Genomic DNA, 15,532 nt, shown 5'->3' on the forward strand with positions numbered 1-15,532 from the left:
TTCACTTTGAGTTTTTAGTTTGAAAGGCGAGGCCCTTTTTCGACTGTACCGTGATGGCCATGACCGGTTTATGAATCTTTCAATGTATTTTCAATCTTATACTCTTTCTTCTTCTCAGAAAGCCACGTTCCATACTCCGTCTGAAGGGCCTGATCAAACAGGATGTCCTTGATTTCATCTTTATGATCGGCAAGGACCGCCTCTTTCGCTTCTTTCTTGCCCGTCACCTTGATGATATGGTAGCCGAATTCCGTCTTGACCGGCTCACTGATTTCGCCTTTCTTCATAGAAAACGCCTTATCATCAAACGCTTCCACCATTTCACCTTTGCCAAAATAACCAAGCTCCCCGCCTGAATCGGCATTCGACGTATCCGTGGAATACTCTTTCGCAAGCTCGGCAAAATCTCCGCCGTCATCGAGTTTCTTCTTCACTTCTTTTGCTGTTTTTTCATCGTCCACCAGGATATGACTGGCTTCAACCTGCTCTTTTTGTGCAAACGTATCCTTATTCGCTTCGAAATATTCCTTGATCTGATCATCCGTGATCTTGATCCGGTCCTTCAGGAGCTTCTCCGTCAACAGGTACGTCTTGATATTTTCTTTGACACTATCGAGATCCGCTCCGCTTGAAGCGAGAGCCTCATTGAATGCCTCTTCACTGTCATATTGCCCTTTGATACTCTCCAGTTCTTTCTTAATTTCACTATCTTTGACCGTTAAATCCTTCTTCTCACTCTCAAGCTTCACGATCTTCTCGGCAATCAGTGTGTCCAGGGCGCCATCCCCGTATTGATCCACAAGCGTCGTGTACAGATCCTCTTTACTGATGGACTCGCTTCCCACTTTGGCGACTGCATCCTCTTTGGAAAATCCAAACACCGCAAGCAGCGATCCAATGAGGACAACGCCTCCGATAAGACTCCATAATGTGATTGATTGTTTCTTCTTAGTCACTTATTCGTACTCCTTTATGTTCATTTATTTATAGTGTGGTTGTTTTGGTACCTGGTACATTTTGGTGTGTTTGTGCCTGGTACATTTTGCTCTAGTTGTACCTGGTACACTTTGCTCTGTTTGTACCTGGTACATTTCGCTCTAGTTGTACCTGGTACATTTCGCTATGTTTGTGCCTGGTACATTTCGCTCTAGTTGTACCTGGTACATTTCGCTCTGTTTGTACCTGGTACATTTTGCTCTAGTTGTACCTGGTACATTTCGCTCTAATTGTACCTGGTACACCTCACCAAGTTTGTACCTGGTACATTCCACTCGTTTGGTGCCTGGTACATTCCATTCGTTTGGTGCCAGCCACCCTACAACCTCAAGCCTTACCCATTCATCATCGCATTACTAGTAAGCGTCACACTCACCGTCATTTTTTTACCGTTACGGTAGACGGTCAGGTCGATTTTATCCCCGACTTTCAGGTCACCGTACAGCTGTCTTCTCAGGTCTGCGACATTTTCGACCGACTTGCCGTTCATCTCGGTGATCGCGTCCCCTTCTTTGATCCCGGCGTCCGCTGCTGCGGAGGTTGGATCGACATTGGCGATGACCACTCCGGATTCAACGGATTGAGGCAGATTCGGTAAGTACGAACGAGGGATATCTGCCAGGTTCTTCATCCCGATCCCAATATACGGGCGCTCCACTTTTCCTGTTTTGATGATTTGGCTGACGATCGGCATGAAGTCCTTGCTTGGAATCGCAAACCCGAGTCCCTCTACACCGGAGTTCGAGATCTTCGCGCTGTTGATCCCGATCAGTTCACCTTTTGAGTTCAGAAGCGCCCCTCCGCTGTTGCCAGGGTTGATCGCTGCGTCAGTCTGGATGACGTTCAGTTCAGATTTCCCTTCGGATGTCTGCACGGGAATCGTACGATCGACTGCGCTGACTATTCCCTGTGTCACAGTCCGTGATAGGTCGAGTCCAAGGGGGTTCCCGATGGCGATGACCTTTTCACCGGCGCGCAGGGCACTCGAGTCACCGACTTCCAACAGATTGTCTGCATATTTCCCGTCAATCTTCACGACGGCCAGATCCGTCAGCGGGTCCGCTCCGATGAGCTCACCCTCGGTCTTTTCCCCGTCGTAGAGAGAGACTTCAATTTTGGATGCACCTTCAATTACATGGTTGTTCGTAATGATGAAAGCACTGTCCCCTTCTTTTTTAAAAAGAACGCCGGAACCTGTCCCCGCAGGAGTTGCCTCTCCTGCTCCCATTCGGCTCTGATTCTGATAATTGACGATTCCGACGATAGATTCAGAAGCATCCTCCACAATATCCGCTATATCGCCGCTTGTCCCGGTTGAAACCGATGTGGGCGTGATTTCTGAATTCGCCCCCGAGTCTGCTTGTCCGTTATCTGCAGACTGCTCGACGCCCGGCTGAGCCAGGTCCTGATAGTAGTCCGTTTGAGGCAATACCGTCAGCGTCAGGACTGAACCGATGATCCCCGCACCAACTGTGTTAAGTAATCCCCTTCCTTTGAACGGCTTCTTCTGCTTCGGAGTACGTTGCACTTCTTCTTTTTGAGTGACTTCTGTATCGTTTGTTTCCGTATGTTTCATTTCTTCATTTTGATTGTCTTGTTCAAACATGTTTTTTCCTCCTCGATTGATTTTGTCAGTTAATCTTTGCTGTTGATTTCATCTTAGAGGGTAAATGTTACGAAACTATTAACAATGTGTGTACAGGATGGGAAGTTTTTTGTAAGAGGGACTGAATGAAACGATTTCGTGAACGATTCATCATATCCCTTGGGTTTTTGTCATGCCTTTGTTTTAATTGTAATAAGTCAAATATATTAAATGGTGATCTAATGAAAGAAAAAAACAGAACAGAGCAAATAAAGAAAATGGTACTGCCGAAGCGTATGAAGATTCTCTTCGTCACCGTGTTTCTCTTATTCAGCACGCTGATTGTCAGGCTCGGGATGGTTCAGATCGCGAACGGACAATCTTATGAAAAGGTGGTTGAGAAGAAAGAAAGCCTGACGGTGAATTCACCCGTGCCGAGGGGCAGCATATATGACCGGAACGGGAAGTTGATTGTCGATAACAAACCAGAGAGGGCCATCACTTTCACCCGGACGTCGGATTCGAGTCAGGAAGAATTGATGAAGGTGTCCAGGAAGCTGGCCGACATGATTGACGTTGAGACCGATTCACTCACGACACGTGATAAAAAGGATTTCTGGATCTTGATGAATCCTTCAAAGGCTGATAAGAAGGTCTCCGCGTCCGAAGTCGATCGCATTCAGGGAGAGAAGGATCTCTCAACCAAAGAAGCCGATCAAAAGATTTATCAACTGAAGCTTGAGCGCATCGGTGAAAAGGAATGGTCTTCTTTTTCAGAAGAAGAATATGAAGTTCTCGCTATCTATCAAAGTATTTCCAAAGGTTACGCCCTTTCCCCTCAAATCGTGAAGAATAAAGGGGTGACCATCACGGAATATGCACAGGTGAGTGCACATCTCGATGATCTGCCCGGGGTGAACGTGACCACGGATTGGACCAGGTCTTATCCCCTTGACCACACTCTCCGTTCCGTGCTTGGAGACGTGTCGTCGACCAGGGAAGGGATCTCTAAAGATCTGCTCCAGGAATACCTGGCAGAGGGATATAACCGGAATGACCGCGTGGGAACCAGCTACCTGGAATTAAAGTATGAAGACCTGTTGAATGGTCAGAAAAAGAAAGTGAAAAACATCATAGAAGACGGGCAGGTCGTTGGAACGAAGGTCATCCAGCAGGGTCAAAGCGGGAAAGATCTCGTACTCGGCATTGATGTCGAATTGCAAAAAGCGATTGAGAAAATCGTTCAAGAAGAATTATCGAAACACATCGGTACAAAAGGGTCTCCTTATCTCGACCGTGCCTTTGTCGTCATGATGGACCCTCATACAGGAGAAATCGAAGCGATGGTCGGTCAAAAAGTGAAGGAAATCCACCCGAACGGAGAAATCGAATTCGAAGATTATTCATTGGGGACATACACGACGTCCTACGAAGCGGGCTCCGTGGTCAAAGGGGCCACACTCCTGACCGGTTATATGACGGATCATATCGAACCGGGGGAAAAGATTGTGGATGAACCCCTTTATATTAAAGGAACGCCGAAGAAAACGTCGTGGTTCAATGTATGGGGAAATCAAACGAGGCCCATCAGTGACCTCTATGCCCTGGAGAAATCCTCTAACGCGTATATGTGGAAAGTAGCTCTCCGTATTGCGGGGAACCGCTACGTCCCTCACGCACCGATTGAACTGAAAGGTGACGCATTCCGTACGTTCAGGGAGCATTTCGCCCAAATGGGACTGGGTGTGCCGACAGGAATCGATCTTCCCGGGGAATCTCCGGGATATCAAGGAACCGCTGAACATCCGGGACTGCTCCTTGACTTTGCGATTGGACAGTACGACACGTACACCCCCATGCAGCTGGCTCAATACGTATCGGCGATCGCAAACGGAGGAAAACGCGTAAAGCCCCATCTGTTAAAAGAAGTACGTGAACCTTCGAACCAGCCACACCGGTTAGGAAGTGTCGTGTACAAGAAGGAACCAGAGGTACTGAACCGGATCGATGCATCTCGTAAAGAAATCGAACACGTTCAGAAAGGGTTCTACCGGGTCTTTCACGGTCCAGAAGGTACGGCCAATCTATTTAAAGATGCCCCGTACAATGCAGCCGGGAAATCAGGAACAGCAGAAGCATTTTACAAAGGACCGGACATGGAGAGTGCACAGCCAACCTACAACACGACTCTTATCGGATACGCACCATTCAACAATCCGGAAATCGCCTTTTCAACCGTCGTCCCATGGTCCCATCAGGAGCATGACCCTTACATCAATAAAGTCATTTCCAAACGGGTGATGGATAAATATTTTGAATTGAAAAAGGAAAGAGCGAATAAATGAAAAGAGAGGCCCCCGAGCGGAACGTGCTGCTTGGGGGCCTCTCTTTTTGAGAAAAGCCACGGGGACAGGTCCCGTGGCTCATCCATTATATTTTTTATAAAAGTCTTCCACATACCATGTCGGTACCGGATTCTTCATTCCGTCAAACCAGCCCAGCACTTCCTTCGCCTGCTTCTTCATGACGGCGAGCTCCTCTTCACCGAACTTCATCGCCCACGGAATCGACGAGAGCATATTACTGCTGATGTAAAAGGCCATGAGCTTGAAGAAATCCTCCGGCGGACGACCGTTAAAATAGCCATTCAGCTGTCCCGTGGCAAAATGGGGACTCGCCGACGCACTGAAGGCGATGCGGTTGAACTCTTCCCACGGATCCCCGAAGTCATGGCGGTTGAAATCGATGACGGAAAGCTCCCCTTCATTTGAAATGACCATATTCCCCACGTGATAGTCACCGTGATGGAACGTTTGCAGACGCCCCCGAAGAAGATGCCTGTTTGCCTCTATGTATTCTAAGATAAGATCGCCGGCTTCGATTTTGAGCGGACACTCATGGTACTGTTTGATCTTATTATCCACTTTACGATTGAACTTCGTTTCCCACTTTTCATGATCCGCGGGTGCAGGAGTGGAATGGATTTCCCGGAGATAACGCCCCGACTTCAGGCCGAGCTCATATTGCTCTGTATCCGTCAGCTTAGGCAGCACTTCAGCCGCGTCAGTCCCTTCACACCATGTAAAGAGCGAATACACTTGATCGCCGTTTTCACACAACCCGAACTCAAGTGGCACAGACATTGGAATCCCTTTGTCAGCCAATCGCTTCATGGCCGCGAACTCGCTCTTCTTACCCTCATACTCAGAACGATCCGCCGTACGGAGCAGCAGCCTTTCCCCGCTCTCCGTTTCCACAAAATATTTCTTATCACTCGACCAGCCCTTGTTGATCGGGTCGACTTTTTTAAACACGTAATCCGTTTGAATATCAAGCATGTGGCACCTCCAGTGAGCCATGGGTCCCCCGACTCCATTTAAGTTTACTAGATTCATAAACCTAATTTTACCAGAAAGAGGACCGAACTGAGAATGTTAAAAAATGATTCCCTACTGTAACCCTACCTGTTGTTTCGTTGACAACTTCCCTTTCAGGAAGGTAACAGTAATAAAGGATTTTGGCTGCTCCCCATCCCAGACATACGTTTTATTGTTACTGTCGCTACTTTCATCAGACATCGGATTGCCAGGTGTGCCCAAGATATCTGTGGCCTCCTCATAACTCATCCCTTTTTCCAGTTGGTTATACTTTTCAAGTGTCGCTACAGGCGTTTCCTCCTGCTCTTCTTCTACGATGGTTTCTTTTGCTTCATTTGTTGGTCCCCCAATCCGGCAGCCACTCAGGATGACGGCAGATAAACCTACGACGAGTAACATGATGAAAAAGGTACTGACTTTTTTAATCTCCATACTCCACTCCCCTTTTTTAACATATACGGTTTAAACTGGAAAAGGTTTCATCTTAGTCTAAAGGAAAGTAAGTTAGAAGGAAATATCTGCTTATGTTAAAATAATCCAAGTGAACACTTTTATAAAAGATTGGAGCTGTAAAAATGAAGAAAAGGAATTGGTTGACCGTCACGACTTTATCAGCGATGGTCTTCGTCGGAATGTCCGCCTGTAGTCAATCTTCTGATGAGGACGCCGCTGGTAAACCTGAATCCGAAGCGGCTGCAGCAAGTACTGATTCGGATGATTCACAGACAGAAGAGACACCGGCAACAGAGGAAAACGAAAAGGCTCAGTCAGATGAGACATCCGTTGAAGAGAGCAGTCCTGATAGCCCGGTACAGCAACCTGCCGTCACAAAAGTGGAAGGAAAACAGGCATACATAGAAAAATTGGACGACCTCCAAAAAGAGCTGGATGCCATGCCGGATAAGAAGTATTCAGATGAAGGTGTTACGAACGCCATGAAAAACTACTACGGAGTATCTTACGAAAAATATGATGATGCGTTGAATGAGATCTATGACCTTCTGAAAAAAGAGCTGTCTCCAGAAGTCATGGCAGAGTTAAAAGTGGAGCAAGTGAAATGGATTGAGGAAAAAGAAGCGAAGGCAGAGAAAGAAAGACTGAAGTATGAAGGCGGCACGTTCGAAAATGTGGCTTGGTACATTTCGTTGTATGAATCCACTAAAGATCGGTGTTATGAGTTGGTGGAGGAGTATATGACAGAATAAGAGTTAGAGATCGGGTGGGGCTTTACTTGGCCCCCAGCCCTTCTAATTTTTCACAACCATCTCTTCCTCCCCATCAGGGATTTCAAAAACGAGTTACCAAAGGGCCTGTCCCCACGACTCCTATGATATAATGAACATATACATGGAGAGGAGGTGGGGAAGGATGAAAAAAGCTTCAATATGGTTCTTACTATTGATTTTAATCGGTTTCCAGCATCCACACGGGTTGGAATATCACAATGGCAATATGGATGAGGATGTATTAAAAGCGGATGATTCACATCTGACAAGTATTGATGTTTTGCTTTCTCCCCCCTCTTCGCTCCCTCATCATGTTGATAGTGTGGTACCTCGTAAAATTTTCTTAAGTGAGAAGTTGAAATCTTTCGCCTCCCCACATGCAACGGGGTATTTAGCCATGGACATTTCTCCAGATTCTTTTGGTTTCATTAAAATTGTCATGTCTCAATCCAATTACCTCTCTTAAACTATGTTTCCCTTTCATTCACATACTCACTCGAAAACTCTATAAGAATAGGGTTTATTAAAATTGGCGTTTTTCGTCATAATCGTTTGGAGGATCTTATGAAAAAGAACACATATCTTAGGGAATCATTAGCATGTTATCTTTTTTGTGCTGTGTTTTTGATTGGTTTTTTTGGCGTCATGTTTATAACGGCAGAGCTTTCAGGGAATTCCCTCTCTTCATTCATACCGGAATTTTCTTGGGATATGATCATTAAATGGGAAGATGTTATAGCCATTTTTGACTTTAAAGAATAAAAGGCAGGAGGAACATATTTTGACTGAAGAAACAATAGAACAACAGATCAAATCGGGTCTGCAACACCCGAAGCTAACGAGATTAAAGATTGCGAAAAGAGGCTTTTTCATCATCTTAGGGGCTATCATGATGGCCCTCGGGATCGAGGTTTTCCTTGTTCCGAATATGATTATGGACGGAGGAATCGTCGGTATCTCGATTATCCTCTATAACTTGACCGGCATTAGTCTCGGTGTCTTCATTTTCTTCCTGAACATTCCGTTTTTCTTTCTGGGATATAAGCAGATTGGAAAGACCTTTACGATCTCCACGATACTCGGGATTTCGATCCTTTCACTAGCAACGAATTACCTTCACCATGTGGCGGCCTTCACACAGGATATGCTGCTTGCCACCGTGTTTGGCGGGATTGTCCTTGGTGCCGGAGTGGGACTTGTCATCCGGTATGGAGGGGCGCTTGATGGGAGTGAGATCCTCGCCATCCTTTTAAATAAAAAATTCCCCTTTTCCGTTGGGGAATTCATCATGCTGTTTAACGTATTCATCTTCACATGGGGAGGCTTCGTCCTCGGCTGGGATCGTGCCATGTACTCCGTTCTCGCTTATGTCATCGCCTTTAAAACCATCGATATCGTCATCGACGGCTTTGATGAATCGAAATCGGCATGGATCATCAGTGATAAAGACACAGAAATCGGTGATGCAATACTTGCCCGCCTCGGACGCGGTGTCACCTATTTAAAAGGGGAAGGCGGATACTCCGGGGACGATAAAAAAGTCATCTTCTGCATCGTTACCAGACTGGAAGAAGCCAAATTAAAATCGATTGTGGAAGAATTGGATCCCACGGCTTTCCTTGCTGTCGCAGATATCAATGAAGTACGCGGGGGAAGATTTAAAAAGAAGGACATCCACTAAAAATAGTGGTGAGAAAGGGAGCGTCGACTTAGTGTCGGCGTTCCCTTCTTTCTTTCATGCTCTTATGTACACTCCCCAATAAATTCATAAAGGGTCGAACGGATGGGCTGATGAGAGCATATAGTATCCCAAAGACAAAAGAGGTGGGAAACTGTGCAGACTGTAGTAAACCTATACTGTATGAAGGTAAATAGCGTCTCGGGCAATGGTTCGATCACCATTGGAGAAGCTGTCCATAACAGTCATACGTCGAATAATAAGTCCCAGGGAATCAACTCTTCCTATGGTGATACCTCCCCTACAGAATCAATGATGGAAAATGTATATATCGATCCTGATGTGAACGATCAATCAGATTTAGGCAATGCGGATTCAGTAAATGCTGGAGCACCTTTGCCGGTCCCTGTTCCTGTACCGATTGACCAAAGAGAAACCGAAGAGGAGGATCCACATGCCGTATCAGATCAACATATTTAATATCAAAGTCAATGGCGTGACGCAGAACGGGAATGTCGATATCGGTCCGACGGTTCACAACAGTCATACCGCCAACGCGAAATTATTCGGAGCCAACTTTTCATTCGGTGATTTCTCACCTACAGGCTCACAGATGAATACAGGGGTACTCGATCCGGACGTCAGCGACCAAGACCAAATCGCCAACCCGGCCATTCCTTATACCGTTCAAGTTTAGGCGTCCCATAAGAGGTGATAATCCATGGATATGGAAAAAATGAAAAAATGGCTGGAACTGACCAACCAATACAAAAGCGATAATTTCTGGAACAGCGTATTCGAAAACAATAACCCTTCCCAGTTCTTTTCTACAGATGACGAATTCCCCCGGTATGACGTGTATCAGAACGAGTCCCATGTGTGCATCATCCTGGATGCCCCGGGGATCACCCAAGATGATATTAAGTTTTCATTGAGTTCCAATACGAAGCTTCTCATAAAAGGGATGATCAGACCCGTATACCCGAAAGAAATGGAAGTCAAAGCAGAACGGTTCTCGGGGGAATTTGAACGAACGATTCCCCTCCCGGAACCGGCCGAGGCTAAGTCCATCAACATCCAATTTCTCAATGGCCTCATTCAAGTGGCCTACCCCCGGAAAATAGATGACGTTTCATTACACGGAGGCTCACAGTGAAAAAATACTAAAAAGAATGTGAGAACATGTTGTATACTTACTTTCAGAAAAAACTAACTTCATACATTCAAAAAAGCATGAATGCTGAGCAAAATGAGATGAAAGATAAAATCCAGGCCCTCGAAAAGGAAATCCAATCCTTGAAAAAGGGCTTAGCAACAGACGCCAAAGACACGATCTCGTGCCAGCAGGAACCTGCAAAAATTGTGATTGAGCACTTATCCATTGAAAATGTAAACATTGATCACGCTGACCTGAGTAACAACTTCGGAAATCTCGGCATTAAAGACCTGAAGGGACAATTATACATCGGAACCACGTATGACAAGTTAAAACCTCCTGTCAGCAAAGAAGCATTGCCTTCCCATGTTAATCAGACGACACCACCCACACATCCCTCTCCCAAAGTAAATGTAACATCCAGAACAAATTCCTAAAGGAAGCACGGGGACGGTTCTTCTGCTTCCATTGTCACTATTTTAGAAGCATGAGAACCGTCCCCATGCTTCCGGACCTTTGCTAAGAAGCAAGAGGTCCGTCCCTCTTATGTACTACCTGGAAAAAAGACCTTGAATGTCGTTCCCACACCAGGCTCACTTTCCACTTTGATCTCCCCCTTCATCCGCTTCACAATCTGATAACTCACCGTGAGTCCGAGTCCCGTCCCTTTTTCTTTCGTGGAATAATAGGGCCTCCCGAGTACCTTGAGCTGTTCCGGAGGCATGCCGGTTCCGTTGTCCTGAACGATGATCAGCATACGCCCGTCAGGATGGCGACTCGCAGCTGCCGTGATTTCCCCATTTTCCTTCACTGCCTCGATGGCATTTTTCAGAAGATTGAGGAGGACCTGCTTCACCTCTAACCTCATCCCCCTGATCATCAGGTCATCTTCAATATTTTTATTGATTTTTATGCTGTTCATCACCGCATACGTAGACATGACATCAACGGATTCATTCATGGTGTCACTCAGACTGAACACCTCGTATTCTTCCGTCTGGGGCTTTGCCAGGGAAAGGTATTGATTGATGACGTCCTGGGCGTGATCAAGTTCCTGAATGGAGATGTCGATGAAGCTCTTTTGCTGCTCCGTTAATGTTTCTCTCTGCAAGAGTTGCATGAACCCTCTGACGGTCGTCATGGGATTCCGGATTTCATGGGCAACAGATGCCGCCAACTCGCTGACGACGTTAAATTTTTCTGCTTTGATGAGCTCTTTTTTGACCCTGACCTGTTCCAGGTGATTTTCAATTAGATAAATCGACAGAATCAACGTGATCCATATGATGAAAGTGGAGCTTGCCATAAACAGAAGCTGCTCCGTTTCATGATGCGTGAGTAAATAAAGGGACCTGGTAACCGGAATGAACAAATAAAAACCGGAAACCAGGAGCATTTTGTTTTTCCGGGTTAACCTTCTATACCATTTAGATAAAGGGATCAGCAGCACACTGTAAATCGCATAATTCACAAGCAGAAAGGTCCAAACATGATTTGTGAACCAGCCGATGACGAGCATGGCGACAAACGTACTGATCCCCACTCTCTTCCCTCCATAGAGAAAGGCAAGAATCACGGGAATCACTTTAAAATCATATACATATCCGCTTGAATAAACCTCGGGGAACGCCATCGTAAACACTAGAACAAGTAGATTCATCAGAAAGAATGGAACGGGAAAACCTCTCGTATCGCTATCCGATTCACTCGTGAACATTTGAAAAAGAAGAATCGTAAACAGGATAAATACCACATGTAAAATTAAATGATGCACCGTCTCTACCATACAGAATCTCCTTCAGGAAAAAATATCTACTCTAATTTCTTCGACACTTTCCCGGGAAATCCTTTCCAAGACGAGGAGGTTCGACAAGATTTGTAACATAAAGGAAGATTCCACTCGTGTCAGTTCATGTTGCCAAATAGCCCCATTACGTCCCTGACACTCTTGCATGTGTTATGATAATAACGGTAAATAACCACAAAGGAGTGTATTGGACGAGATGAATGACCAAATGACCCTCGAATACACACATGCAATATCCAATAAAATAATGAGTAAAAAGCAAGAACTGATTCTTCAAAAAAACAACCTAAGATCCACCCAATACAAAAATATCGAATCTCAGCTTCATAGCTGGCGTGAAAATATCATTGACATTTATGCAAACTCAATCAAAATTGACCTGGATACAACCTTCGAACTCCTAAAAGAATGGGGAGCAGAGGCCGTCGACACACTGGTTAATTTCAATCTTCCATTGGAGATTGCTCTCAATGAAGTAAGAGACTACCGAAATCTGATCGGGCGGATCATCAAAGATGAAGCCTCGAGTCACCATTTAACATATGATCAATTTTATGACCTGCTCTCAAATTTTGATGCAGTGGTCGACCGGGCCGTGCATTGGCTAAGCATGTCTTATTCCAGAAAATTTTATACACGGATCAATGCGGCAGAAGCCACCGCGTTAGAATTGTCCATCCCTGTCATTAAAATATCAAAGCAAATAGGGGTACTTCCATTAATAGGGGATATCGACACCCAAAGAGCTAAAGAGCTAATGGACAAAGCACTCTCAAAAGGAAGTGACTTATCTCTGGAATACATGGTGATCGATTTATCAGGAGTGCCGATCATCGATACCATGGTAGCCGATCGTATTTTCAAAGTGGTGGACGCCTTATCCCTCATAGGAATTGAAACCATCCTATCCGGCATCAGACCCGAAATCGCCCAGACCATGACCCACCTGGGAATCGATTCCACCACCATAACGGTCACACCAAGCCTCCACATCGCACTGGAAAAATTCCTGAATATAAAAATCTAATAACAGATCAAAAACCCCCGGCTGCCATTATTGGACAGCCGGGGGTTTTTGGAGGGAAGGACCTCTATTTTCTGGTTTTGGATGTTGTTTTGGTGCTGGTGGGAGGTCCGTCCCCCGGCATTTTACAGATGTTCTTTCAGCGTTTGCTGTAATGTTCCCTTTATCTCTACCATATTGTCAATTTCCACGCCGGAATCCACAATATTTCTGACAAGTTCTACCCGCAGCCCTGTGAGGATCGCTTTGCACCCCATCATATTGATTCCGTATAGAATCTTTTTAAATTGAAAAATGACATCCAGTTCCATTTCGGCAGTACCCGATAGATCGATAATAAGGGTTTGAATCTTCATCGAACTGATTTCCATCAACACTTTTTCTTCTAATGCATTGACGCGGTAAGAATCGATCATTCCGATCAACGGCAATACTGCAATGGTGCTATTGACCGGGATGATCGGTGCTGATAGATTTTCCACCAGTTTTTTCTGCGACAACAGCTGTGCATCTTTGTAATCCGAGTAACGGATAAAGAAATTATTCAGGAATTGGTCCACGTTGTCATTAATTCTTTTTTCCAAGTCGAAGATTGTCTTTCGTTGAGATTCAATCTCTTCATTCTGCTTATCATATTGATAAAGGAAGTACCATAATGTTCTCCTGATGGCATGGACCCATTCCAACTTGAATGCAAGTGTAAGAGAATGCTGTGCCCAGGCAACTCCCTCCACTTTAGCAAATTCAATCAGCTCTTCTTCTCTATTTTCAACGATATAGTGAGCGACTATTTCTGCATTCTTTAACAGATCTATGTTTCCTTTTTCAAGAATATCATTGATTTTGCTGCTGACAGTTACAGCTTCAGATAATAGTTTCTGCTGAAAATCCTCTCTATTTTCCTTAAGGAAATCCGTTACACATTCCTTATTCAGGTAGTTGTTACTCATCTTGACTCGCTCCTTTTTTTATCTGAATATATCCCTTATTCGATTCTACTAATAAAAATCCTTCTATAAAAGGAAGGAAATTCAAAAAAGAAGCAGAGGGACGGTTCTGGTGCTTCCCCTTTGGAAGCAGGAGAACCGTCCCCGTGCTTCCCTAATTCAATGAAAGTTGTTTCCCTTTTTCGCCTAGTAAGACTCCTGCTGTCACGATGGCGCATAGTGCTAATACTACGAGGAGCATGAAGACGGTGTGGAGGCTTGACTCCAATACGTGGCCGCTTAACTGATCACTCAGCCATAGGCCGGACACGGCAATCCCGATGGACTGGCCGAGGTTTCGCATTAAATTGAACGTCCCCATGGCGGCTCCCCGGACCTTCCATTCAACGGAGGATTGGACGGCCACGGTGAAGGCTGTAAGGGACAAACCGAAACCAAAGCCAATGACGGCGGTGACCACCATCATCAACGGAACGACTGTATGTTCCGTAAATAACACCAATCCGAGACATCCCGCTGTTATGACGGATATTCCCATAACGGTGATTCGTCCGATGGAAGTTTTCGCCATCAATTTACCTGACAGCACTGCAGCGATTGGCCAGGTAATCGACATCGGCAGCATCGTCACACCGGACATGGTGGCATTTAAACCGGTGACGCCCTGGACCCATAAAGGGATATAGAACGTAACGGCGACCAGAATGAAGCCAAGGAGGAAACCGGCAATCGTCGAGATGGTGATAAAGCGATTCTTGAACAGAGTCAGTGGAAGCATCGGTTCTTCCGCCTTGGTTTCAATCCAGAGAAACACACTGATCCCAATGGCAGCCACAATCAGTAACGTGAGGATTCCACCCGTCATGTGCGCTTTTTCCTTTAATAGAGTCAAAGCATAAAGAAAAGCGGTAATACTGACGGCAAACGTAAAAATCCCGCTATAGTCTATTTTGTGTTTCTTCTTTTCAATGTTTTCCTTTAACGACGTCCATAATAGGAAGAGAGAGACGATACCAAACGGCAGATTCATATAGAAGATCCAATGCCATGAAATGGTATCAACGATAAACCCTCCGGCAAGGGGTCCCGTTATGCCGGCGATCCCCCAGACACTGCTCATCCAGCCCTGCATTTTGGCCCGCATTTCAAAGGTAAACACATCGCCGATGATGGTAAACGGCAGCGTGGTGAGCGCCCCTGCTCCAATCCCCTGAATCAATCGGAACAGAACCAGCTGTTCCATCGATTGGGATAATCCCGAAAGCATGGAACCGGCCAGAAAGATGCTGACACCGATGGTAAACATAATCTTTCTGCCGAATAAATCAGCCAGTTTTCCAAAGACGGGTGTACTGATGACAATGGCTAATAGGTAGACCGAAATGACCCATGTATATAGCTCACTTCCGCCCAGATCCTCTACAATCTTCGGCATGGCGGTACTGACGATCGTTCCTTCGATAGCCGTGAGGAACGTGGCGATTAATAGAGCAAATACAACGGATTTTTGTTTGGTTTCTTGATTCATTTTTCTTTTCCCTTTCTTTTATGTGAATTCATGAAAATGATAGAATAAGACCCGTTTTTATTGAAAAATATATGAGAATCTCACCTCCATCTTATCACTTACGAGAGTAAAAGACAGGAGATGGAATTCGCAGGAGGCCTCCCTCTCCTCGCTTCGCTTCATTCATGCGGGAATCGGGCATCATCGTGCGGGATTTGAGATAATCATG

At 45.4% G+C, this 15,532-nt stretch carries 17 protein-coding genes; 10 read left to right on the forward strand and 7 right to left on the reverse strand.

Features of this window, described 5'->3' with window-relative positions; genetic code table 11:
* Positions 1-68: 68 nt before the first annotated feature.
* Both ACSQ2E_RS18180 and ACSQ2E_RS18185 read right to left on the reverse strand, forming a co-directional pair.
* Positions 69-956 carry a foldase protein PrsA gene (locus ACSQ2E_RS18180; RefSeq protein WP_435992837.1) on the reverse strand — a complete coding sequence of 296 codons (888 nt, stop codon included), beginning with the start codon at positions 954-956 and terminating at the stop codon, positions 69-71.
* A gap of 374 nt (positions 957-1,330) precedes the next feature.
* Complete coding sequence (locus ACSQ2E_RS18185; protein ID WP_435992839.1) at positions 1,331-2,602, reverse strand: S1C family serine protease; 1,272 nt, start codon at positions 2,600-2,602, stop codon at positions 1,331-1,333.
* A gap of 221 nt (positions 2,603-2,823) precedes the next feature.
* On the opposite strand from ACSQ2E_RS18185, the gene ACSQ2E_RS18190 reads away from it, so the two are divergent.
* Complete coding sequence (locus tag ACSQ2E_RS18190; protein ID WP_435992841.1) at positions 2,824-4,926, forward strand: peptidoglycan D,D-transpeptidase FtsI family protein; 2,103 nt, start codon at positions 2,824-2,826, stop codon at positions 4,924-4,926.
* Positions 4,927-5,004: 78 nt separating this feature from the next.
* On the opposite strand, the gene ACSQ2E_RS18195 is transcribed toward ACSQ2E_RS18190, so the two are convergent.
* Together ACSQ2E_RS18195 and ACSQ2E_RS18200 are read right to left on the reverse strand one after the other, a co-directional pair.
* Positions 5,005-5,919 carry an aminoglycoside phosphotransferase family protein gene (locus tag ACSQ2E_RS18195; RefSeq protein ID WP_435992843.1) on the reverse strand — a complete coding sequence of 305 codons (915 nt, stop codon included), beginning with the start codon at positions 5,917-5,919 and terminating at the stop codon, positions 5,005-5,007.
* 111 nt (positions 5,920-6,030) lie between these two features.
* Complete coding sequence (locus ACSQ2E_RS18200) at positions 6,031-6,390, reverse strand: DUF3862 domain-containing protein (protein WP_435992845.1); 360 nt, start codon at positions 6,388-6,390, stop codon at positions 6,031-6,033.
* A 143-nt stretch (positions 6,391-6,533) separates the two neighbouring features.
* Here ACSQ2E_RS18200 and ACSQ2E_RS18205 point away from each other — a divergent pair, with 143 nt between their 5' ends.
* The 8 genes from ACSQ2E_RS18205 (at position 6,534) to ACSQ2E_RS18240 (ending at position 10,455) form a co-directional block, all read left to right on the forward strand.
* Positions 6,534-7,163, forward strand: a complete 630-nt coding sequence (locus ACSQ2E_RS18205) for a lysozyme inhibitor LprI family protein (protein ID WP_435992847.1) — start codon at positions 6,534-6,536, stop codon at positions 7,161-7,163.
* A 163-nt stretch (positions 7,164-7,326) separates the two neighbouring features.
* Positions 7,327-7,650 (forward strand): hypothetical protein, encoded by a 324-nt coding sequence (locus ACSQ2E_RS18210; RefSeq protein WP_435992849.1) that lies wholly within the window; start codon positions 7,327-7,329, stop codon positions 7,648-7,650.
* 98 nt (positions 7,651-7,748) lie between these two features.
* Positions 7,749-7,946: a hypothetical protein gene (locus tag ACSQ2E_RS18215; RefSeq protein WP_435992851.1), complete on the forward strand. Its 198-nt coding sequence runs from the start codon at positions 7,749-7,751 to the stop codon at positions 7,944-7,946.
* A 34-nt stretch (positions 7,947-7,980) separates the two neighbouring features.
* On the forward strand, positions 7,981-8,865 hold the full coding sequence (locus ACSQ2E_RS18220) for a YitT family protein (RefSeq protein ID WP_435994639.1): 885 nt from the start codon (positions 7,981-7,983) through the stop codon (positions 8,863-8,865).
* A gap of 180 nt (positions 8,866-9,045) precedes the next feature.
* Positions 9,046-9,342, forward strand: coding sequence for a spore germination protein (locus ACSQ2E_RS18225; RefSeq protein ID WP_435994641.1), 297 nt, complete (start codon positions 9,046-9,048; stop codon positions 9,340-9,342).
* Complete coding sequence (locus ACSQ2E_RS18230) at positions 9,317-9,559, forward strand: spore germination protein (protein WP_224520951.1); 243 nt, start codon at positions 9,317-9,319, stop codon at positions 9,557-9,559. Before ACSQ2E_RS18225 ends, ACSQ2E_RS18230 begins: the two co-directional genes overlap by 26 nt.
* Positions 9,560-9,583: 24 nt before the next feature.
* Positions 9,584-10,018 carry an Hsp20/alpha crystallin family protein gene (locus ACSQ2E_RS18235; protein ID WP_435992853.1) on the forward strand — a complete coding sequence of 145 codons (435 nt, stop codon included), beginning with the start codon at positions 9,584-9,586 and terminating at the stop codon, positions 10,016-10,018.
* Between the two features lie 26 nt (positions 10,019-10,044).
* Complete coding sequence (locus ACSQ2E_RS18240; RefSeq protein WP_435992855.1) at positions 10,045-10,455, forward strand: hypothetical protein; 411 nt, start codon at positions 10,045-10,047, stop codon at positions 10,453-10,455.
* 107 nt (positions 10,456-10,562) lie between these two features.
* Here ACSQ2E_RS18240 and ACSQ2E_RS18245 read toward each other — a convergent pair whose 3' ends face one another.
* Complete coding sequence (locus tag ACSQ2E_RS18245) at positions 10,563-11,804, reverse strand: ATP-binding protein (RefSeq protein WP_435992857.1); 1,242 nt, start codon at positions 11,802-11,804, stop codon at positions 10,563-10,565.
* A gap of 217 nt (positions 11,805-12,021) precedes the next feature.
* Here ACSQ2E_RS18245 and ACSQ2E_RS18250 point away from each other — a divergent pair, with 217 nt between their 5' ends.
* Positions 12,022-12,852, forward strand: coding sequence for an STAS domain-containing protein (locus tag ACSQ2E_RS18250; RefSeq protein ID WP_435992859.1), 831 nt, complete (start codon positions 12,022-12,024; stop codon positions 12,850-12,852).
* Between the two features lie 122 nt (positions 12,853-12,974).
* Here the strand turns inward: ACSQ2E_RS18250 and ACSQ2E_RS18255 are convergent, their stop codons facing one another.
* Both ACSQ2E_RS18255 and ACSQ2E_RS18260 read right to left on the reverse strand, forming a co-directional pair.
* Complete coding sequence (locus ACSQ2E_RS18255; protein WP_435992861.1) at positions 12,975-13,799, reverse strand: STAS domain-containing protein; 825 nt, start codon at positions 13,797-13,799, stop codon at positions 12,975-12,977.
* A gap of 151 nt (positions 13,800-13,950) precedes the next feature.
* Positions 13,951-15,324, reverse strand: coding sequence for an MDR family MFS transporter (locus ACSQ2E_RS18260; protein ID WP_435992863.1), 1,374 nt, complete (start codon positions 15,322-15,324; stop codon positions 13,951-13,953).
* Positions 15,325-15,532: the final 208 nt, after the last annotated feature.

It is taken from the genome of Rossellomorea sp. LjRoot5, assembly GCF_964253455.1.
Taxonomy (GTDB): Bacteria; Bacillota; Bacilli; order Bacillales; family Bacillaceae_B; genus Rossellomorea.